The sequence below is a fragment of the Halothiobacillus diazotrophicus genome (assembly GCF_001663815.1).
Lineage (GTDB): Bacteria > Pseudomonadota > Gammaproteobacteria > Halothiobacillales > Halothiobacillaceae > Halothiobacillus > Halothiobacillus diazotrophicus.
In genome coordinates this window covers 417,349-439,318 of record NZ_CP016027.1, presented here as the reverse complement: position 1 = coordinate 439,318, position 21,970 = coordinate 417,349, and the positions used below count along the sequence as shown (strand labels likewise).

Annotated in this window: 18 protein-coding genes; 15 read left to right on the top strand and 3 right to left on the bottom strand. The window is 60.5% G+C overall.

Going from position 1 to position 21,970, the window contains the following annotated elements; translation table 11 throughout:
• Positions 1-5 precede the first annotated feature (5 nt).
• The 5 genes from A9404_RS02025 (at position 6) to A9404_RS02005 (ending at position 6,084) form a co-directional block, all read left to right on the top strand.
• Positions 6-929 carry a DMT family transporter gene (locus A9404_RS02025; protein WP_066098202.1) on the top strand — a complete coding sequence of 308 codons (924 nt, stop codon included), beginning with the start codon at positions 6-8 and terminating at the stop codon, positions 927-929.
• A complete protein-coding gene (locus A9404_RS02020; RefSeq protein ID WP_066098200.1) occupies positions 926-2,962 on the top strand; it encodes a UvrD-helicase domain-containing protein in 2,037 nt (678 codons plus the stop codon). The genes A9404_RS02025 and A9404_RS02020 overlap by 4 nt, the downstream gene beginning before the upstream one ends.
• A 3-nt stretch (positions 2,963-2,965) precedes the next feature.
• Complete coding sequence (locus A9404_RS02015; RefSeq protein ID WP_066098199.1) at positions 2,966-4,201, top strand: BaiN/RdsA family NAD(P)/FAD-dependent oxidoreductase; 1,236 nt, start codon at positions 2,966-2,968, stop codon at positions 4,199-4,201.
• A 719-nt stretch (positions 4,202-4,920) separates the two neighbouring features.
• Complete coding sequence (locus A9404_RS02010) at positions 4,921-5,712, top strand: GGDEF domain-containing protein (RefSeq protein WP_066098197.1); 792 nt, start codon at positions 4,921-4,923, stop codon at positions 5,710-5,712.
• A 24-nt stretch (positions 5,713-5,736) separates the two neighbouring features.
• On the top strand, positions 5,737-6,084 hold the full coding sequence (locus A9404_RS02005) for a hypothetical protein (protein ID WP_066098196.1): 348 nt from the start codon (positions 5,737-5,739) through the stop codon (positions 6,082-6,084).
• Here A9404_RS02005 and A9404_RS02000 read toward each other — a convergent pair.
• A complete protein-coding gene (locus A9404_RS02000) occupies positions 6,081-7,088 on the bottom strand; it encodes an NAD-dependent epimerase (RefSeq protein WP_066098194.1) in 1,008 nt (335 codons plus the stop codon). The genes A9404_RS02005 and A9404_RS02000 overlap by 4 nt on opposite strands.
• 514 nt (positions 7,089-7,602) lie before the next feature.
• Here A9404_RS02000 and A9404_RS01995 point away from each other — a divergent pair.
• The 10 genes from A9404_RS01995 (at position 7,603) to A9404_RS01950 (ending at position 20,583) form a co-directional block, all read left to right on the top strand.
• A complete protein-coding gene (locus tag A9404_RS01995; RefSeq protein ID WP_082922660.1) occupies positions 7,603-10,473 on the top strand; it encodes a ribonucleoside-diphosphate reductase subunit alpha in 2,871 nt (956 codons plus the stop codon).
• Between the two features lie 168 nt (positions 10,474-10,641).
• Positions 10,642-11,874, top strand: a complete 1,233-nt coding sequence (locus tag A9404_RS01990; protein ID WP_066098192.1) for a ribonucleotide-diphosphate reductase subunit beta — start codon at positions 10,642-10,644, stop codon at positions 11,872-11,874.
• 79 nt (positions 11,875-11,953) lie between these two features.
• Positions 11,954-12,397 (top strand): hypothetical protein, encoded by a 444-nt coding sequence (locus tag A9404_RS01985; protein WP_066098190.1) that lies wholly within the window; start codon positions 11,954-11,956, stop codon positions 12,395-12,397.
• A 408-nt stretch (positions 12,398-12,805) separates the two neighbouring features.
• The gene (locus tag A9404_RS01980; protein ID WP_066098188.1) at positions 12,806-13,219 is read left to right on the top strand and encodes a GNAT family N-acetyltransferase; all 414 of its coding nucleotides are present in this window, start codon (positions 12,806-12,808) and stop codon (positions 13,217-13,219) included.
• Between the two features lie 187 nt (positions 13,220-13,406).
• Positions 13,407-14,105 (top strand): Hint domain-containing protein, encoded by a 699-nt coding sequence (locus A9404_RS01975; protein WP_066098186.1) that lies wholly within the window; start codon positions 13,407-13,409, stop codon positions 14,103-14,105.
• Positions 14,106-14,182: 77 nt separating this feature from the next.
• Positions 14,183-14,482: a hypothetical protein gene (locus A9404_RS01970; protein ID WP_066098184.1), complete on the top strand. Its 300-nt coding sequence runs from the start codon at positions 14,183-14,185 to the stop codon at positions 14,480-14,482.
• A gap of 582 nt (positions 14,483-15,064) precedes the next feature.
• Positions 15,065-15,769, top strand: a complete 705-nt coding sequence (locus A9404_RS01965) for a hypothetical protein (protein ID WP_066098182.1) — start codon at positions 15,065-15,067, stop codon at positions 15,767-15,769.
• 534 nt (positions 15,770-16,303) lie between these two features.
• Positions 16,304-16,732 carry a thioesterase family protein gene (locus A9404_RS01960; protein ID WP_066098179.1) on the top strand — a complete coding sequence of 143 codons (429 nt, stop codon included), beginning with the start codon at positions 16,304-16,306 and terminating at the stop codon, positions 16,730-16,732.
• A gap of 468 nt (positions 16,733-17,200) precedes the next feature.
• Entirely contained in the window at positions 17,201-17,920 is a 720-nt protein-coding gene (locus A9404_RS01955; protein ID WP_066098177.1) for a dienelactone hydrolase family protein, read from the top strand.
• Between the two features lie 359 nt (positions 17,921-18,279).
• The gene (locus A9404_RS01950; protein WP_066098175.1) at positions 18,280-20,583 is read left to right on the top strand and encodes an FdhF/YdeP family oxidoreductase; all 2,304 of its coding nucleotides are present in this window, start codon (positions 18,280-18,282) and stop codon (positions 20,581-20,583) included.
• A 198-nt stretch (positions 20,584-20,781) separates the two neighbouring features.
• On the opposite strand, the gene A9404_RS01945 is transcribed toward A9404_RS01950, so the two are convergent.
• Both A9404_RS01945 and A9404_RS01940 read right to left on the bottom strand, forming a co-directional pair.
• On the bottom strand, positions 20,782-21,096 hold the full coding sequence (locus tag A9404_RS01945) for a PepSY domain-containing protein (RefSeq protein WP_066102614.1): 315 nt from the start codon (positions 21,094-21,096) through the stop codon (positions 20,782-20,784).
• Positions 21,097-21,312: 216 nt separating this feature from the next.
• Entirely contained in the window at positions 21,313-21,669 is a 357-nt protein-coding gene (locus tag A9404_RS01940; RefSeq protein ID WP_066098173.1) for a hypothetical protein, read from the bottom strand.
• Between the last annotated feature and the right edge of the window lie 301 nt (positions 21,670-21,970).

The following is a 21,970-nucleotide window of genomic DNA, read 5'->3' as shown; positions in this document are numbered from 1 at the left end:
CGCCCATGACGGCCCCTGCTTCGGCCGGCCTGCTCGGCCGTGTCCCGCCCACGCTCGTCCTGATGACCGGGTCGACGCTCTGGGGCCTGACCTGGATCTGGCTCAAGGCGATCGACCAATTGGGCATGGGGCCGATTCTGCTGTCCGTGATCGCCTACGGCACCCAGTTCCTGATGGTGCTGCCCTGGGTGCTGGACTGGCTACTCAACACCTGGCGACCGAATCCCGACAAGCATCCCCTGTCCTGGCGCTGGCTGGTCCCGCTGGCCTTTCTCAGCGGCGTGGCCGGCATCGGCTTCGCGATTTCCATGGTCTATGGCGACGTCGTGCGTTCCATGCTGCTGTTCTTCCTGATTCCCGCCTGGGGCGTCCTGTTCGGTCACTGGTTCCTGGGTGAAGCGTTGACCGGCATCCGGATCGCCGCCGTCGCCCTGGCCCTGGCCGGCGCGGCCATGATCCTGGGTCCCGACATCCAATGGGGCTTCTCGTTCGCTGATCTGGCCGCCCTGATCGCCGGTCTGGCCCTCGCGGGCTCCAACGTGCTGTTCCGCTATCTGCAGAACGAACCCATGCTGGTCAAGCTCTCGGTCATGCAGATCGGCGGGGTGGTGTTCGGCGCGATCTTCCTCCTCGTCCTCCCCGAACCCGGTGCCCATGTTTCCTTGGCCGGCATCGTCCAGAGCGCGCTGTATGGCGGCACGCTGCTGCTCGGCGCGATGCTGGCCACCCAATACGCCGTCCAGCGTCTCCCGGCGGGGCGATCCGCCATCCTGATGACCCTCGAACTGCTGGTGGCCAGCGGTTCGGCCATCCTGATCGGCCACGAGGACCCCGCCGCGAATGTCTGGATCGGCGGTCTGCTGATTCTCAGTGCTGCCCTGCTGGAAGCGCGGAGCCAGCCGATGTGGACCACGCAGGCCGCGACATGAGCGCACTCACCGGTGTTCATGGCCTGAATCCCGAACAGTCGCGCGCCGTCCGCCATCTGGACGGTCCGCTGCTCGTGCTTGCCGGCGCCGGTTCGGGGAAAACCCGCGTCATCACCGAGAAGATCGTCTACCTGATCGAACGGCAGGGTATCCCGGCGCGCGGCATCTTCGCCGTCACCTTCACCAACAAGGCAGCGAAGGAGATGCGCGAGCGCACCGATGCGCTCCTGCCCGCTGACCGGCGGCGCGGCCTGAACATCTCCACGTTCCATACCCTGGGCCTGAACTTCATCCGTCGCGAGTTCGCGGCCATGGGGCTGCGGGCGGGTTTCACCGTGCTCGATGCCGAGGACAGCCTGGCCGTCATCAAGTCGCTCATCAACCACAGCGAGTACAAGGACGTCATCGATCCGAAGGCCGCCCAGTGGCAGATCTCCTTGTGGAAGAACGACCTGTTGGCACCGAGTACGGCGCTCAACAGCGCCGTCGACGAGGAACAGCAGGCCATGGCCCGGCTCTACGATCAGTACCGGAACCAGCTGCAGGCCTGCAATGCGCTTGATTTCGACGACCTGATCGGCCGCCCGGTCGAATTGCTGCGCGAGAACCCCGAGGTCCGCGACCGCTGGCAGCAGCGCGTCCGCTACCTGCTGGTCGACGAATACCAGGACACCAACACCACCCAGTACGAACTGGTCCGCCTGCTCACGGGATCGCTCGGCGCCTTCACGGCGGTGGGCGACGATCACCAGTCCATCTATGCCTGGCGCGGCGCGCGGCCGGAAAACCTCACCCGCCTGGCGACCGACTTCCCGAACCTGACCACCCTCAAGCTCGAACAGAACTACCGCTCGGTCAACAGCATCCTCAAGGCGGCGAACCACCTCATCGCCAACGACGCCACCACCCAGCCCAAACGGCTCTGGAGCGAGATCGGCATCGGCGAACCTCATCGTGTGATCGTCTGTGCCACCGCCGAGGACGAGGCCGAGCGCATCGCTACCGAGATCCTGCACCAGCACTTCCGCAACCAGACCGAGTACCGCGATTTCGCCGTGCTGTTCCGCGGCAACCATCAGGCCCGGCTCATCGAGCAGGCCCTGCGCAAACTCAGCATTCCCTACAACCTCACCGGCGGGCAGTCGTTCTTCGAGCGGGCAGAGATCAAGGACGCCATGGCCTACCTGAAGCTTCTGGTGAATCCGGACGACGATGCCGCCCTGCTCCGCGTCATCAACACGCCCCGGCGGGAAATCGGCCCGACCACGGTGGAGAAGCTCGGTCGCTATGCCCGCGAACGCCGTTGCTCCCTCTATCAGGCCGCGCGTTCGGCCGGGCTGCAGACGATGTTGGACGATCGGGCCTATCACCGCCTCAACCGCTTCTGCGGTTGGCTCGACGCCACCCGCGAACAGCCGGGCACCGATGCGGTCAACGTGCTGCAGCAACTCTTCGCCGACATCGACTATCTCGGTTATCTGCACGAACAGGAAACCAGCGCCAAGGCGGCCGAACGGCGCTGGCAGAACCTCAGCGAGTGGCTGGACTGGCTGACACGCATCGCCACCGACAGCGCCGAGAACGGCGAAGTCATGGATCTGCCGGCCCTCGCCCAGCGCATGACCCTGCTCGGCATCCTCGATCAGCAGACCCGCGAGAAGGACAGCAATGCCGTCTCCCTGCTCACCCTGCACGCCGCGAAAGGGCTGGAATACAAGCACGTCTTCATGGCCGGCATGGAGGAGGAAATCCTGCCGCATCGCGACTGCGTGGACGACGACCGCCTTCATGAGGAGCGCCGGCTCTGCTTCGTGGGCATCACCCGGGCCCAGATCAGCCTCACCTTCACCCTCACCCAGCGCCGCCGGCGGTATGGCGAATGGCTGAACACCGTGCCCAGCCGCTTCCTCGACGAAATCCCCGCCGACCTGCTGAACTGGCAGGGGGTCGGCATCGAGCAGCCCAAGGCGGTCACCCAGGCCCAGGGCCGGGCACACCTGGAAAGCATCCGGGCGATGCTCGGCAAAAGCTGAGCGATGTCCATGGCTCAAGCCGAATTCGATGTCATCGTGATCGGTGCCGGTGCCGCCGGCATGATGTGTGCGGCCCAAGCCGGTCAGCGCGGTCGGCGCGTCCTGCTGATCGACCATGCCGCCAAGATCGGCGAGCGCATCCGTATCTCCGGCGGCGGTCGTTGCAACTTCACCAATCGGGACGTCCGCCCCGAGAACTTTCTCTCGCGCAATCCCCACTTCGTCCGCTCCGCCCTGGCCCGGTTCAGCCAGCACGACTTCATCAAGCTCGTGGCGCGTTACGGCATTGCCTACCACGAGAAGACGCTCGGTCAGCTGTTCTGCGACGACTCAGCAAAACAGATCATCGACATGCTGCGGGCCGAGTGCGATCTGGGTCAGGTACGCTGGGCACAGCCCCGCGCCGTGCAGCGCATTGCTGAGGGTCGAGACCAGGCGGAATCCGGCTTTTCCGTCCACACGGATCAGGGACACTTCACCTGCCAATCCCTCGTGATCGCCACCGGCGGGCTGGCCATCCCGCAACTGGGCGCTACGCCGTTCGGCTATCGCATCGCCGAGCAATTCGGCCTGCCCGTCGTCCCGCCTCAGCCGGCGCTGGTGCCGCTTGCCTTGCCGCCCGACACGCTGACCGCCCTTCAGGGACTTGCCGGCACGGCCATCGACGTCGTCAGCCAGTGTCCCGGGCAAAAGGCCCGCTTCCGGGAATCCCTGCTCATCACCCATCGCGGTCTGTCCGGTCCGGCCATCCTGCAGATTTCGAGCTACTGGCAGAATCAGAACTACGAGAGCGAACGACCGGGCCATCGCAAACAGCCGATCCGTCTCGATCTGCTCCCGGACCTCGACGTCCCTGCGTGGCTTCAGGAACATCGCCACGGCAAGGCGACCCTGGCCACACTGCTCGCTAGCTACTGGCCCAAACGCTTTGCCCAGGAATGGACTGCCGCGCGGGGCTGGACCAAACCGCTGGCCGAACACGGCAACAAGGACATTGCCGCCATGCAGCAGGCCCTCACCGAGTGGACGCTGATGCCTGCGGGCACACTGGGCTATGCCAAGGCCGAAGTGACCCTGGGCGGGGTCGATACGGCCGCGCTTTCCTCCAAGACCATGGAGAGCAAGGCCGTGTCCGGTCTGTACTTCGTGGGGGAAATCGTGGATGTCACCGGCTGGCTCGGCGGTTACAACTTCCAATGGGCCTGGTCCTCGGGCTGGGTGGCCGGCCAGGCGGTTTGATTCCTAACCTGCCGACCCATTCGACAAACCGCCGTCAAAGCGAACCTGAATGATATAACTCGGATCATGGCGCTGATAATCGGTCCATAAACCGATCCGGAGATCATATCCGGTCCGCCAAGTGATGGTGCCGGATTAGAATCCATTATCTTTATGTCGATTACATACGAACCTCGGCTAATTATTTATTATTAATTAATTAACAACCTAATACCCGAACGAAATCGATTTCGTAGCTGAATCCGATTATATCCCTTCACACAATGACCACTGGCAGTGCACGATGCAAGAAAACTCACTGGCCTCAGCCCATCCTTCCCATTGTCTACCGGATAGGAGCGGCCGGCGGCCTGTTGCCGTATCGACTCCTGATCCTGCGCTGTGCACGCCGATCCCCTCTAGCTACCGCTACCGGGACAATAACCTATAATCAAAAGGGTTATTAATCGAATCGGGAACTCAACGGCTCGATTGCCGGTCAACGCACAATCGAGGATAATCCGAATCAGCCAATTAGACTTGCCTAATTCTCACCCGATGTGTACTGTAAATTAAAGAAACCCCATTATTTCAGTCGCCTGACAAGACTGAACTACGGCGATCGTTTTACCAACGAGGACCGAATGAGAACACTGCCCTCGAGTAACCAACATGACCCAGCCCATTGATTCCCGACGCCAGGTACTGCACCTGCCGTGAGGAGCCTGAACACTTGGCAGGTGACCTTTCGTATCGTCGCCATCATTGCCACCGCGGAGTTCTGCATCATGCTGATGTTCGGCATGGCACCTCTCCCCCCGTTCATGAAGGGCACCTACCTTGCGGCCATCCTAGACGCCGTACTGCTGGGCCTCGTTTCCGCCGTACTGATCTATTTCTGGGTCATTCGCCCATTCGCGACCGCTCGCGACTCGGCACTTAAGCGTCTGAACCATCTCGCCTTGACGGACCCGCTCACGGAACTGGCGAACCGTCGGCTCATCATGCGCGATCTGGCGAAAGCCATCGCCGGCAACGCCCGGCACAAGGAATACGGCGCTTTCCTGCTGCTTGACCTGGACGGATTCAAAGCCGTCAACGACAGCTATGGGCATGAAACCGGTGACACCGTGTTGATCGTCGTGGCGGATCGACTGCGTCGACTATCGCGGACGGAAGATTCGGTGGGGCGGCTGGGCGGAGACGAGTTCGTGGTGCTCCTGCACCGACTCGGCCCGGAACTGCCCTTGGCCCGGGAGCGCGCCCTGATCATCGCCAACAAGATCATTGCCGAAATCAGTGCGCCCATCTTCCATCAGGAGCATGCACTACACGTTGGCGCCAGTATCGGCATCCGAATGCTCGGGCAACACGACCTCGTTTCCGACATCATCATCAACGAGGCCGACATGGCCATGTATCAGGCCAAGGAACAAGGCCGGGGGCGTGCCTTCATCTATGACTACAATGCCCAGAAACCGTCCCCGGGCAGATTTCAGTTTCCTCATCGCCTACCCGACCCCGCCGACTGACCCGACCGACTCGAATCCCTCATCATGAGCCAGACGATTCTCTCCCTGCTTACCAACTGGGCACTCATCGTCTTCTTCGGCGTCGGGCTGGTGTTGCTGGTCAAATCCCTGAACCGGCTGATGCAGGGTGCGCTGCGACAGTCGCTGGTACTCTTCGGCGGACTGCTTGCCTGGGGGGCATTCAGCATCTTTCTCGTATTTACGGTCATCGTATCCGGGCTGAACCACGCGGGCAGCGGCAAGGCCGCGGTCGCCTCGGTCTACATCGCGGCACTGGCCTATACCCTGGCCGGCATCGGCGTGCTCATCGTGCTGTTCCTGCCCCGTCGCGCACCGAAGGATGAGCCCCGGGACGGGAAAGACACCCACTAGACGGAATAGTACGACCGGTACCACGCGATGAACTGCCGAACGCCCTCGGCAACGGGCGTCGCCGGCCGGTAATCCACGTCACGCACGAGGTCCGCGACGTCCGCATAGGTATCGGGCACATCTCCCGGCTGCAAGGGCAGCAGATTCACCTGCGCCTTCATGCCCAGCGCCTGCTCGATGCATTCGATATAGGTGAGTAGCTCCACGGGATCGCTGTTGCCGATGTTGTACACCCGCCAGGGCGCGCGGGAACTGCCCGAATCCGGCGTGGTGCCATTCCAGTCGGGATTCGCGCTCGCCGGCCGGTCGAGCACCCGGATCACGCCCTCGACGATATCGTCGATATAGGTGAAATCCCGTCGGTGCTTGCCGTAGTTGTATACGTCGATCGGCTCGCCCGCGAGAATGTTCTTCGTGAACTTGAACAGCGCCATGTCCGGCCGGCCCCAGGGGCCATACACCGTAAAGAACCGCAGACCGGTGGTCGGCAGGTTGTAGAGCGACGAATAGGTATGGGCCATCAGCTCGTTGGCCTTCTTCGTCGCCGCATACAGCGAGAGCGGATGATCCACATTGTCGTGCACCGAGAACGGCAAGGTTTCGTTCGCCCCGTACACGGAGCTGGACGAGGCATAGGCCAGGTGCTCGACCTCGGCGTGTCGGCAGCCCTCCAGAATGTTCACGAACCCCACGAGATTGCTGTCGACATAGGCATGGGGATTCTCGATGGAGTAGCGCACGCCCGCCTGCGCGGCCAGATGCACCACCCGGTCGATACGCGCGTTGGCGAACAGATCGGCGACCCCCGCGCGATCCGCCACATCGAGCGTCCGGAACGAGAAATTGGGGTGATCCTGCAGACGGGCCAGGCGGGCCTTCTTCAGGCCCACGTCGTAGTAGTCGTTGAGATTGTCGATCCCGATCACCGTATCGCCGCGCGCCAGCAGACGCATCGACGTGGACGAACCGATGAACCCGGCCGCGCCCGTCACCAAAACATGCATAACCCACTCCCTTATCCACCTCGCCACCCGGTCGGATCACCCTGACCGGCCATCGGTCCGATTGTACGGACAAATCGCCCGACGCACTGCGTTGAGCGGTCGCATCCTAACCTTTTTTCACTACAAGATAGCAACGGCATCGCGGCCAATTCAGTCACGGGAATGTCATCTCGCTAAACGCCTGATACTGCTTGTTCCGCGCCGTTTCCCCCACCAGTTGTCCACAGAAATTCCACCGAAGCACCCCCTTGTGCGAAAACAGTAACACCCATATATAGTGGTTCGTAAAAATTCATGCCACATCTTTTTGTGCTTTATCCGGTTGACAAGGCCGGAGCATTGTCCAAGAATCGCTGAACGGTTCAGGCGGATGCGCCCGGCCGGGGAAACGTCGTTTTCGGCAAAACCCGACCCACCGCACACCGACCCGCGCCCCCGGCCGCAGCATGGCCCGCCGACCGTGCTGCTCCTGTCCAGACAACGAACCCTGCCCAACAAACAAGGATAGAGAACCATGCCCCAAACCACCGCTGCCACCGCCACCCAAACCCCCGTCTCCCCCGCCGCCAACGCCCTGAACGCCGAAGTCGAAACCGCCGCCACCACGCCCGGTTCCCTGCGCGTCATCCGACGTAACGGCAAGGTCACGGCCTACGACGCCAGCAAGATCCGGGTCGCCATGACCAAGGCCTTCCTGGCAGTCGAAGGGGGTGGCGCCGCGGTGTCCATGCGCGTGCACGATCTCGTCGCCAACCTCGGCGACGGCATCACCCAGGCCCTGATGCGTCGCATGCCGGGCGGCGGCACGGTGCATATCGAAGACATCCAGGATCAGGTCGAACTGGCCCTGATGCGCGAAGGTCACCACAAGGTCGCCCGCGCCTACGTGCTCTATCGCGAACAGCAGGCGCAGAAGCGCGCCGCCGAAGTGAAGGAAGAAGCCGAAGCGGCCCCGCAACTGCACATGAAGCGTGCCGACGGTACTCTCGTGCCGCTGGATCAGGCCCGTCTGCGCGCCCTGGTCGATGAAGCCTGCGCCGGCCTGAGCGACGTCGACGCCGGTGCCGTCGCCCGCGAAACCCTCCGCAACCTGTTCGACGGCGTCCCCGAGAAGGAAGTGAACACCGCCCTCGTGATGAGCGCGCGCACCCTGATCGAGAAAGACCCGAACTACAGCTACGTCGCGGCCCGCCTGCTGCTCGACGGCCTGCGCACCGAAGCCCTGCGCTTCCTCAAGCAGCCGGTCACCGAATGCACCCAGGCCGAGATGGGCAACCTGTACGCGGACTACTTCACCGCCTACATCTCCGCCGGTATCGAGCACGAACTGCTCGACCCGACCCTGAAGCAGTACGACCTCAAGCGACTGGCAGCCGCCTTCGAGCCCACCCGCGACCTGCAGTTCACCTACCTCGGCCTGCAGACCCTGTACGACCGCTACTTCCTGCACAGCCGCGGCGTGCGCTTTGAGCTGCCGCAGGCCTTCTTCATGCGCGTCGCCATGGGCCTGGCCATCAACGAAATCGACCGCGAAGCCCGCGCCATCGAGTTCTACCGCCTGCTCTCTTCCTTCGACTTCATGAGCAGTACCCCGACCCTGTTCAACGCCGGCACCCTGCGTCCGCAGCTGTCCTCCTGCTACCTCACCACCGTGCCGGACGACCTCGACGGCATCTTCGCTGCCGTGAAGGACAACGCCCTGCTCTCCAAGTTCGCCGGCGGCCTCGGCAACGACTGGACCCGCGTCCGCGCCCTCGGCGCCCACATCAAGGGCACCAACGGCCAGTCCCAGGGCGTCGTGCCCTTCCTGAAAGTGGCCAACGACACCGCCGTGGCCGTGAACCAGGGCGGCAAGCGCAAGGGCGCCGTCTGTGCCTACCTCGAAACCTGGCACATGGACATCGAGGAATTCCTCGACCTGCGCAAGAACACCGGGGACGACCGCCGTCGTACCCACGACATGAACACCGCCAACTGGGTGCCCGACCTGTTCATGCAGCGCGTCATCGAGGAAGGTGACTGGACCCTGTTCTCGCCCTCCGACGTGCCGGACCTGCACGACCTCACCGGCGAAGCCTTCACCAAGGCCTACACCCGCTACGAAGAAATGGCCGACCGCGGCGACCTCAAGCACTTCCGTCGCGTCAAGGCCGTCACCCTGTGGCGCAAGATGCTCGGCATGCTGTTCGAAACCGGCCACCCGTGGATCACCTTCAAGGATCCCTGCAACATCCGCTACACCAACCAGCATGCGGGCGTCGTGCACAGCTCCAACCTCTGCACCGAGATCACCCTGCACACCAACGACAACGAGATCGCCGTGTGCAACCTGGGTTCGGTGAACCTCGCCCAGCACGTCACCGCCGACGGCCTGGATCAGGAAAAGCTGGCGCGCACCATCCAGACCGCCATGCGCATGCTGGACAACGTGATCGAGTACAACTACTACTCCGTGCCGCAGGCCCGCAATTCCAACCTGCGTCATCGCCCGGTCGGCCTCGGCATCATGGGCTTCCAGGATGCTCTGCACATCCAGAAGATCCCCTACTCTTCCGATGCCGCCGTCGAATTCGCCGACCGCTCCATGGAAGCGGTGAGCTACCACGCCATTTCCGCCTCCAGCGATCTGGCCCGCGAGCGCGGCCGCTACGCCAGCTACGAAGGTTCCCTGTGGAGCCGCGGCATCCTGCCGATCGACTCCATCGAACTGTTGGCCCAGGCCCGTGGCAAGTACCTCGTGATGAACCGCGACACCAGCCTCGACTGGGATAGCCTGCGCGAGAAGGTTCGCACCCAGGGCATGCGCAACTCCAACACCATGGCCATCGCCCCGACCGCGACCATCTCCAACATCTGCGGCGTGGCCCAGTCCATCGAGCCGACCTTCGAGAACCTGTTCGTGAAGTCCAACCTCTCCGGCGAGTTCACCGTGGTCAACCCGTATCTGGTGCGCGATCTCAAGGCCAAGGGCCTGTGGGACGAAGTCATGGTCAACGACCTCAAGTACTTCGACGGCAGCGTGCAGGAAATCGACCGCATTCCGGCCGACATCAAGGCCCTGTACGCCACCGCCTTCGAAGTGGAGCCGCGCTGGCTGATCGAAGCCGCTTCCCGTCGCCAGAAGTGGCTCGACCAGGCCCAGTCCCTCAACCTGTACCTGGCCGACCCCTCCGGTCCGAAACTGGACCAGATGTACAAGAACGCGTGGCTGGTCGGTCTGAAGACCACCTACTACCTGCGCGCCGCCTCCAAGACGCGCGTCGAGAAGACCACCATGACCAAGCTGGACGGCAAGCTGCGCGGTGTCTCCGCCGACGTGATGCCTGCCTCCGCCGAGCCCAAGGCCTGCCTGATCGACGATCCGGGATGCGAAGCCTGCCAATAAGCCGACAACCTCGTCAGGTGACCCCACGGCTCCACCCCACCGGAACCATCCGGGGAACCGACCGGGGAATCACCGGGCGAGCCGCACACGAATCAGAACTTGAATCCGCCGTAGTCGCCCATCGATAGAGACGCTACGGCCATGAGCGACAAGAAGAGGAACAAACCAATGCTGAACTGGGACACCATGGAACCCACCCCCCGCCGCAACCCGGCCGCTGACCAAGCTAACGACGCTGTGGCCGCCGAATCCGTTGCCGCCGAACAGCTGAACGCCCAACCGGCCTATCATGAAGTCCGCCAACCGGCAGGCCAGACCACCGCCCATGCCACCGGCGAAGAGCACGCCCACAGCCAGACCGGCCTGGAAGGCATCGAACAGGGTGCAGGCCGCGTCGACGTCTCCGCCAAGCGCATCATCAACGCCACCGCCGACGTCAACCAGCTCCTGCCCATGAAATACACCTGGGCCTGGGAAAAGTACCTCGCCGGTTGCAACAACCACTGGATGCCGACCGAAGTCTCCATGCAGGCCGACCTCGCCATCTGGAAGGCCCGCGACGGCCTCACCCTCGACGAGCGCCACATGATCATGCGCAACCTCGGCTTCTTCGCCACCGCGGAATCCCTGGTCGCCAACAACATCGTGCTGGCCATCTACCGCCAGATCACCAACCCCGAATGCCGCCAGTACCTGCTGCGCCAGGCCTTCGAAGAGGCGATCCACACCCACACCTTCCAGTACATCGTCGATTCCCTCGGTCTCTCCGAAGGCGAGCTGTTCAACATGTATCGCGAAGTCCCGTCCATCACCGCGAAGGACGCCTGGGCACTCAAGTACACCAAGAACCTCTCCACCGGCGAGTTCGACACCAGCACCACCGAAGGCGCGCAGGACTTCCTGCGTGACCTCGTCGCCTTCTACGTCGTGTTCGAAGGCATGTGGTTCTACACCGGCTTCGCGCAGATCCTGTCCCTGGGACGCCGCAACAAGATGACCGGCATCGCCGAGCAGTACCAGTACATCATGCGCGACGAATCCATCCACCTGAACTTCGGCATCGACGTGATCAACCAGATCAAGATCGAAAACCCGCACCTGTGGACCGACGCCTTCAAGCAGGAAGTCATCACCATGGTCCGCGAGGCCTGCGAACTTGAAATCGCCTACGCCCGCGACACCATGCCCCACGGCCTGCTCGGCCTCTCCGCCGAAATGTGCGAAGAGTACATGCACTTCATCACCAACCGGCGCTGCAACCAGATCGGCCTGCCGGAACAGTACCCGGGGGCCGGCAACCCCTTCCCCTGGATGAGCGAGGTGGTCGACCTCAAGAAGGAAAAGAACTTCTTCGAGACCCGCGTCACCGACTACCAGACCGGCGGTGCGCTGAACTGGTAAGAGAAACAACAAACCCGCCGAATGGCGGGTTTTTAGCTAACAGGATATTCGATTTTTAAACCATTCGTTGATACAAAATATGGATAGAACAAAAGAGGAAGTGGCAAAAGATAAGGAGATTTACGAAAACCTTAGAAACGAACTTCTCAGGAGAGATCTATCAAACACCGAAAACTACGACAAATCAATACTAACGCTTTCTTCAGCTGCGCTAGGTGTATCCATAGCATCTATAAATTCAATTATTCCATTAGACACATCAAGGGAAATTTGGCTATTGAAATTAGGGTGGGCATTATTACTTACAAGCACCATTAGTTCCTTAGCCGCCTACCTAATCAGCAACAAAGGAATTTCCAAACAGATTGGCTACGCAGAGAAGTATTATTTAGACGGAGATGAGGAATACTTCGACAAACCGAATGTTTACATCAAAATAAACCACGCTCTAAATATATCAACCGGATTAATATTTATCACAGGAATGATCAGCATTGTTTATTTTATTATTTATAACACGTAAATAGGGAAAAATGATGAGCGAAGAAAAAAACTCCAGCACCAGAATTTGCCAAGATAGCGCTAACATCCCAACCATGCAGCGCAGACCTAGCGGAGAACAATTAATTAAGAGCGCAAACATTCCGAAATTGCAACAGAGCTCTGGAGCCAAAAACTCATCACCATCAAACAACGGGAACAAAAAATAATAACTTGGGATAATTGGGGCCAGGGATAATTGGGGTCAGAGTAAAATTCCACCAGCAGTACTTATACCAAATTAGGACAATAGGGGCAGACCACGGTTCTTCTAATAAATGGTGAGCTAAATCATAAATTCGACGGCACAAATAATCATTTGAGGCCATGCACCGCGTCACGACAAGTGACATTTTTTCTGACAGGCAATGCACGAAACGGAGGAGACTGTATGACTGACATCACCATCAAGACCGACAAGAACATCGCAGCCGATGAGGTCGCCAATCTGCTGGCTTCGGTGGGCTGGGGCAAGGAATCGGACTACGACGCAGCAACCATTGAACGATCGATGGCGGCATACCCGATCATCGCCTATTGCCGGAATGCGGACGGACTGCTGATTGGTTACGTCAGCGCCTTTACGGATGGCGCATTCTCTACCTTCATCGGCGAACTGATTGTGCGACCGGACTTCCAACGACGCGGCATCGGCTCGGCCTTGCTGGCCCATGTGGTGGATCAATGCCGAGGCGTACCGGTCTATGCCACGCCGTTTCAGGATACGGAAGAATTTTTCCTTGAACGGGGATTCCGAATTCCCAAACGCCTGATGTCCGTCGTTTCGATGCGTAATTCCGCCTGACAGTATCGGTTTCACCCCGCTCCTGTAGGTTGGGCTAAACGCAGTGCAGCCCAACATAGAACTGAATCATCTATCCATCCGTATTGGGGTCGGTGAAACAATTCACGGTAATAGTCCAAGGCCAAAGTTGGCAAGTCCGGCGATTCACCTTCTTACAAGCCGTAGAACTAGAGAGTTACATACTGAGATGCTCAAACCCCTGGTTGACTGCTTTATCGCGGGAACACTGGTCCATACTAAAGATGGCCTGAAGCCCATCGAAGAAATCAAGGTGGGGGATTGGGTATTGTCCCGGCCTGAGAACCCGGAAATGGGGACTGAGACAGCGTACAAGCGCGTGGCAAACACCTTCCGCTTTGAAAACAAGCCGGTGGTGAGCCTTAGTTGGGTGCAGAGACCGGTGGATGACTCGACCGGCGAGAAGAAGGGTGATCGAACATCTATGTTTGATTGGGTCTTCGCAACTCCCAATCACCCTGTCTGGGTGGATGGGCATGGTTGGATGGCCGCAGAGCGATTGTTTGAGCCATCAGGCCGACGTCGCCGACCCCACTTGCTTCACCCCGAAGAATGGTACCGGCCATTGCTCAGGCTGGCGGACGGCAGTGCATGCCACATCACTGGTGTCAGCGATTGCTTCCGCACCGATCAACCTCAAGTGGTTTATACAGAAGAATCATACGAATTCTTGGAAAGTGGCCACTCATGGGATTTCAACGAGTCTCCACCAAAGTTAATCAGCAATAAAGTAGCTTTCGATATGGAAAACTGGGTCGACGAGGAAACGGGCGAACCTGTTGTATTTACGACAACGGTATACAAAATCGAGGTCGAAGACTGGCATACATACTTTGTGGGTAGTACGGGGCTGTGGGTTAGACAATAGAGGACATGATAATTAGGATCAGAGTAAAATCATCCCTGCCCGCATCTCCCACTGAATAACCGATTTTACGCTTTGCCATGTCACAAGCTTTATCCGAATCCGAGTTTAATCAACAGGTTGAGCAGTTGTTTGCCCAGCACGGTATTGCCGCATTTGCTGCACCCTACGGCAGCGTTCCGCCATTTACCTTGTTTGTCGAAGAGGACACGGTGGTGGCCGAGTCGGCATCCAGCCCGCGCCATCGGTATGGAGCGTTTTGCGAACTGGACGATCCGTTGACCGGGGAAGCGCTGGAAACGCATGTGCAGCACTGGTTGCGCAGTGGCGAGGCGTATGCGCTCTATTTGAGCATGAACGTCTGTCGCTATAACTGCTGAAGCGGCTGAACACCGGAAGCGGGCCAGGTATCCTGCCCAGCCAACTTCCTCTGCTGAGCGACCGCCTGTTGGGGTGCGCCACGGGCTTACCCCAACCTACTCCGGGGCGTTGAGACCTGAATAATCGGGGTCAGCATTAAATCTCCCCCTCTCCCGTAGATTGGGCTAAACGCAGTGCAGCCCAACACAGCTGCGGAACATTCAACCCGCCCTGTTGGGGTGCGCCACGGGCTTACCCCAACCTACACCGGGCGTTGAGGCCTGAATAATCGGGGGCAGCGTTAAATTTCCCCCTCCCGTAGGTTGGGCTAAACGCAGTGCAGCCCAACATCGCTGCGGAACATTTCACCCTCCCTGTTGGGGTGCGCCGCTGGCTTACACCAAATAGTTTCAGGCTTTTGAGGCCTGAGCCTTGGCTTTCACATCCCGCCCAACACTGAAAGGCTGATCCAGCACACCGCCATGGTCCTGCCCGCTAACGACGCATCCGCCCTTTCTAACCCCAATTTTTCTGTGGCATAGTGCCAGGGCACAACAATCAGAAAAACCATCGATCAATAACAACCAGGGAAGGATAACGCGATGTTCATAAAAGCATTTGCCAAGTTTGGTACGGGTGCGACCGCCGTGGTCGCCTGTCTGGTTCTGGCCGGTTGCGCGACCAGCCGCAGCGAGATCAGTCTCGATCAACCCGGTATGTCGGCGGCCGGCATGGCGACAGCATCGGCGGCCACGGCCGCGCCGTCGAACGGTCGGGTGGTGGTGATCCGCTCGGTCACCGACGAACGGCATTTCGAGGAGGATCCCGGCGAACCGAGCACCCCGTCCCTGGGATTCGAAGGGGCGGACAAGGCCACGGCCGCCATCAAGGCACGGGCCATCGGCCGCAAGCGCAATTCCTTCGGTAAGGCGATGGGGGATATTCTGCTGGAACCGGGCCAGACCGTCGAAAGCGTCGTCCGCCTCAACGCCACCGAGGCGCTCGAAGCAGCCGGCTACCAGGTCAAGGAAGCGACGGCTCCCTCCTCCACCACCGCTCCGATCCTGCTGGATATCCACATCAAGAAATTCTGGTCGTGGTTCCGGCCGGGCTTCTGGGCCGTGACCCTGAGCACGAATATCGCCACGGATATCGATGTATCCACCAAGGACAAGCCGGAAACCATCAGCATCCATGCCGAGGATGCCAATATGGCCGCAACGGATGGTGCCTGGGTGGCCGTGATGAAAAAGGCCCTGGCCGAGTATCGTGAACAGCTCACGACCAAGGCCAAGGCGTTTCCGTAACCGGACGGACGCATGAACACACGCTGTGCGGCCCAGCACGGCGACAGCGCAATCAACCATCTCTGTTGGGGTGCGCCACAGGCTTACCCCAACCTACGCCTGACCGACCGCCTGTTGGGGTGCGCCACGGGCTTACCCCAACCTACTCCGGGGCGATGAGGCCTGAATAATCGGGGTCAACGTTAAATCTCCCCCTCACCCGTAGGTTGGGCTAAACGCAAGTGCAGCCCAACACAGCCGCGGAACATTTCACCCGCCCTGTTGGGGTGCGCCATGGCTTACCCCAACCTACGTCACGCAGGGGGGGATAAAGACCACGGCTTCTGCACATCAAGATGATTGAGCGCATCGGCACAAAAGGCTCGGAGCCGATGATTCTCGACTCCTCGAAGATTCCCCTTCTCCCACCCGCTTATCGATATGCCAAGCCAGATCCGATATTTCACCACTATCCGTGCCAGCAGTTCTCAACAGGAGTCTGCGCGACAACCGGGTTATATTGGCGAACTCATGCATAACGAGAAGTAAAAAACCATGAAAAAAACCCTCAAACCCGGCATCGCCTACGAACACCGATTCACGGTGCCAACCAGCAAAACCGTACCCGCCCTCTATCCGGAATCGGCGGAATTCACCGCCATGCCCGAAGTGTTCGCCACTGGATTTCTGGTAGGCCTGCTCGAGTGGGCGTGCATCAAGGCCATCAACCCGCACCTGGACTGGCCGGAAGAACAGACGGTCGGCACCCATATCGACGTGAGTCATGAGGCCGCGACCCCGCCGGGTCTGGAAGTCACCGTTACGGTGGAATTGATCGAGGTGGTGGGGCGAAAGTTGGTGTTCGCGGTAATGGCACACGATGGCGTCGATTGCATTTCAACAGGCCGGCACGAGCGCTTTGTGATCAACCGACAAAAGTTCGATGCGAAGGTTGAGACAAAGAAACGCCCAGCCCAACGGTGATCGCCCAAATCACCCCAAGCCAGCACCGTAGCTAGGGTTAAACGCCGTGCAGCCAAACAAAGCCGGGGATCATTGGACCATCCCAGTTGGGGTGCGCCAGGGCTTACCCCAACCTACGCCATGCCGGCGATGCGATCGACTTGAGCACACCACCAACGCCCTACGCACCGCCGCCTATGTCCGTCCATCGAGATTGGGATGTACCGTCTGCCTGTCACAATTGTTTCAAACTGTATCCGTAGCCTGAACGAACATCGGCGAAAACAGGGTACGACGCCTCAAACCGGCCCATTGCCTGACCGGCCCTGAGCAGCGATCCAGCCAACCCGTACCGTGTCACGCAACCGGTTGGGCACCTGATCCGCGATATACCGGCCGCGTCACGCATCGTAACCTCTGCCGCAACGGACTTTCCCTGACCGGGCAAAACGCCCCGACCTACTTCACCTGAACAACGGGAGGAATCCGATGGCTCAGTTTTCCGAAATGCCGCTGCCGTACACGGATGGCGAAACGCAATACATTGGCCTGCTGATGCGGGACGAGACACGGGCACCGACGGCACTGGTCGTGCTGCTGCCGGATTGGCGGGGCCAGAGCACCCTGGCGCGGGATCATGCGGCCCCGTTGCTGGAACAGGGCTGCGCGGTGGTGATCGCGGATCTCTACGGCGAGGGGTTCAGCCCAAGCGATCCGGCTCAGGTTGGCCCGATGATCAAACGGCTATTGGATCACCGCCATGAGGGCGCAGCGGCGCTGCGCGCCTGCGTGGAGGCCGTCCGGCGCCAGTTCGGCCCGGATCGACCTATCTTCTGCCTGGGCTACAGCGCGGGTGGCATGATCGCCCTGGATTACGGCCGGACCGGGGCGGACGTGGCAGGCATCATCGTCTGTTCCGGCCTGATCAAGACTGCCGCCCCGGACATGTCCACGCGGATCAAGGCGCCGGTTCTGCTGCTGCAAGGCACCCAGGACATGGTGTCGCCCATGAACGTGATACTCGCCCTGAGCGAGGAAATGGACGATGCCGGCAATGATTTCCGTCTGTCGCTCTATGGCCAGACCCACCACGCGTTCGACAACCCGGAAGCGGGTACGGACCCGACCGCTCGGCTGGTCTACTCGCCGACGGCTGCGGCGGAAGCCCGGCAGGCGATCCTCACGTTTATCGCGGCGCACCGGGCGTGACTGGATGTGCCGCGGGAAGGCATTCGCACGCGGTATGCGTCACGGATTCAACAATCGCCTCGGGCCGGATCGCCATCGATCGCGTTCGGCACCTTCGACCGGAATATGCCGTGTCGTCAGGATGAAACCCGATTTATCGCCTAACCTTGTTGAGTACGTCGATGAATCGACTCTATACGAATTATTTGCCGACCGATCGGAATCGGGGTGACCTCATCGAGTAGCGGTGCGGTTGCCGGACTGGCGATCCGCTTCCTGCCACCCCGCCCCGGACCGATCGGGATTCATCGCGACAACGGGTGTCTGCCGACCTGGCCTTTGGCACGCCGCCGTTTCTGTAGATCCTGAGGAGGAACATCATGACGACTTCGGAAAACAAGAACGCGCATTCCCCGATTGCACAGGACCCCAATACCCCGTACGACCGGGGTCCGGCCGGTGGCTGGGGTTCATTGCGCGGCATCTCGCGGATTTTCGGCGACGTGGGCGGGTCCACCGTTGCGGCAAAGATTCTCGCCAATCTCAACAAACCCGGCGGGGTCATGTGCAGTTCCTGCGCCTGGGCCAAACCGGCCAAACCGGCCAAGTTCGAATTCTGCGAAAACGGCGCCAAGGCAACCCTCTGGGAACTGGATGAAAAACGAGCCGACGCCGCCTTCTTCGAGGAACACAGCGTCAGCGAGCTGAAATCCTGGCACGACCACGATCTGGAGCGGGCTGGGCGCCTGTCCGAGCCGCTGCGCTACGATGCCGCCCGCGACCGCTACGTTCCGGTCAGCTGGGATACGGCCCTGCAGGAGATCGGCCAGATTCTCCAGCGCATCGCCCCGAAGGAGGCCGTGTTCTACGCCAGCGGCCATGCGGGGCTGGAGGCGTCGTATCTGTATGCCCTGTTCGCCCGTGCCATGGGCCATCAGAATCTGCCGCAGTCCTCCAACATGTGTCACGAGACGACGAGCGTGAACCTCAAGACCTTCATCGGCACGCCGGTGGGCACCTGCACGCTGGAGGACTTCGACCACTGCGACGCCATCTTCTTCTTCGGCCAGAACACCGGCACCAACTCGCCGCGTTTCCTGCATACGTTGAAGGCGGCCGTCGAACGGGGCTGCAAGATCGTAACCTTCAATCCCGTACGTGAACGCGGGCTGCTGGAGTTCGTCGATCCGCAGAACATCATGCAAATGATCACGAATCACCCCACCCGGATCTCCAACAAGTACTATCAGGTGAAACCGGGCGGCGACATCGCCGTGCTGGCCGGCATGATGAAGCATGTGCTCGCCCGTGAAGATGCTGCCCCGGGCACCATTCTGGATCATGACTTCATTGCGTCGGAAACGACCGGTTTTGCCGAGACCGCCGCCCTGATCCGCGCGTTCGATTGGTCGGAAATCGAGGCGCAGTCTGGGTTGAGCCGCGCCCTGATCGTGGAAGCGGCAGACATCTACATCGCGGCCAAGAACGTCATCGGCATCTACGGCATGGGCCTGACGCAACATGTGAACGGCTGGCTCAACCTCGGCATGTACTGCAATCTGCTGCTGATGCGCGGCAACATCGGCCGCCTCGGCGCCGGCATGTCGCCGGTACGCGGCCACTCCAACGTGCAAGGTCAGCGAACGGTCGGCATCGGCGAGAAATCCGCCCACATGCCGGCCGAGAAGCTGAAGGCGCAGTTCGGTATCGACGCGCCCAGCGAAGAAGGGCTCAATATCGTGAAAGCCAGTGAGGGCGTGCTGGACGGCAGCGTCAAGGCGATGCTGTCGCTGGGCGGCAATCTGCTGCGTGCCCTGCCCGACCGCGAGCGCCTGGAGGCGGCCTGGCCGAACCTGGATCTAACGGTACACATTTCCACCAAGCCGAACCGCTCGCATCTGGCACCGGGCAAGGTGAGCTATATCCTGCCCTGTCTCGGCCGCACCGATATCGACCGTCAGGCAAGCGGCCCGCAGGCCGTGTCGATGGAGGATACGTTCAGCCATATCTACGGCTCCCTCGGCACGGCCGAACCGCCCAGCGACAAAGTCCGCTCGGAAACGGCAATCGTCGCCGGCATCGCCAAGGCCACGCTGCCGCCGAACCCGCGCCTGCGCTGGGACGAGTGGGTCGCCAACTACGACCTGATCCGCGACCTGATCGCCGAGACCTTCCCCGACGATTTCAGCGATTTCAACAAGCGGATGATGCAACCCGGCGGCTTCTATCGCGGGAATCCGGCCCGCGACCGGAACTGGAAGACGGAAAGCGGAAAGGCCCAGTTCACCCCGCCGACCACCCTGTCGGCCCTGGGACAATCCCCCAGCGGACAAAACGCCATGACCCTGATCACCCTGCGCTCCAACGATCAGTTCAACACGACGATCTACGGGTTTTCGGACCGCCTGCGCGGCTTGGAAGGCAGCCGGGAAATCGTGTTGATGAACCGCAAGGAGATGGATCGACTGGGACTGACGGAAGGACAGACCGTGACGCTGCGCAGTCAGATCGACGATGGGATAGAACGGCAGATCGGCGGCCTGAAAGTGACGCCCTACGACCTGCCGGACGGGACGGTCGCCGGATACTATCCGGAACTCAATCCCCTCGTACCCTTGTCCTATCACGAGAAGAACTCGCTCACACCGGCCTATAAGGGCACGCCGGTCGAAGTCCGCGCCTAAGGTTCATCGCCAAGGTTCACTCAAGAGGGTCGCGCCGGGCTGGTCATGGTCGACAGACCACCCAAAGCGATCCGCTCTCCGAATCCGACACCCAAAACCGATAACGAAAAACCCGAGACTCGTGGAAATGACGAGGCTCGGGTTTTCGACGTAGGGCGAACGCGTTCCGGACGCGCCGCCGAGTTATGCTGTTGCGAGTCAGTCGGGACGGGCGCTTTCCCGATCGTTTTCTAGTACGGTACCCGACCGGGCATCGATACCGACTTCATAGGCCACTTGATCGGTCCCCTGGATGTCGAACGAATAGCGCAGACCACTACCACCGCCCTCCTTTTCCAGTTCTTCGTCGGTGATGGTGCCCGGTCGGGCCTTGAGCGCCAGGGTTCGCGCTTCCGGCATGCCGATCTTGGCCCCTGTGGCAAGCGATTCGCCGTCGTAGGCCTGGGCGCCGACGATACCCGTCAGACTCAGGCCGATACCGGCAAGACCTGCAAGGACATAACGTGATTTCATGATGAGATCCTCCAATGGGGCGCAACGCGCCATATGACGATCAACGGGATCGTTGATGCAGGCTCACCATAACCAGTGGGGCATTGCCAATAAGTGGCGAGTTCATGACGATTGGTTAATCCGGTTGACGGATCGGGAGCCTGGTCCGACCGACTCAACGTAGGGGATGGCGTGCCGGACCAGCCGTGTGGGGTTGTCGCAGGTAACCTGGGCCGGTCAATCTTCGCCGCGTTCGTGCGCTTCGCGTGGCTGCCGGTAGATTTCACGATGCACGTCGTCGCTCTGCGCGTGCGGGTGGCGATGAGGATGAGACTCGTGGATCAGCCAATGGGCCTCGTGACGGTACACACGGTGGCGCTTTCTGATGACGACATGATCCGCCCCATCGATCTGCGCCGGCACGATGGTATAGAGCGGTGGCGCAAAGATGGTGCCGAGGCTCCCCCCAACGCCCGGCGCATCCCCGTAGAGCAGATTCCAGTTGATGATGTCGGCATGGACCGCGGGGCTGGCCAGGGGCACTGCCGTCAGGATCAGGGCGCCAAGCAGTTTGGATGGGTGCATCAGGAGCATGGATCTGTCCTCCGTCCGGGGTATCCGCGCATGATACGCGCAATAGGCGCAAAGCCTAAGTGATCGATGGGCGCTGCTGGTTTGAGCGCACAGATTTCCGAATCGGAACCCGACTCTGGAAAAAACTCAAAGTATGACCCTTGTTCATGGGGGCATCATGACAAACCTGCCAATGGTGTATCGACACCTCCCGGACGAGCACCCTAGCGCCTATAAACGGTCACCTGGACTCGCTCTTTATATTTAATAGCAAATAGTTACGGTCAGGATTTCGTTGGTCTAATATTAGGGACGACACGGA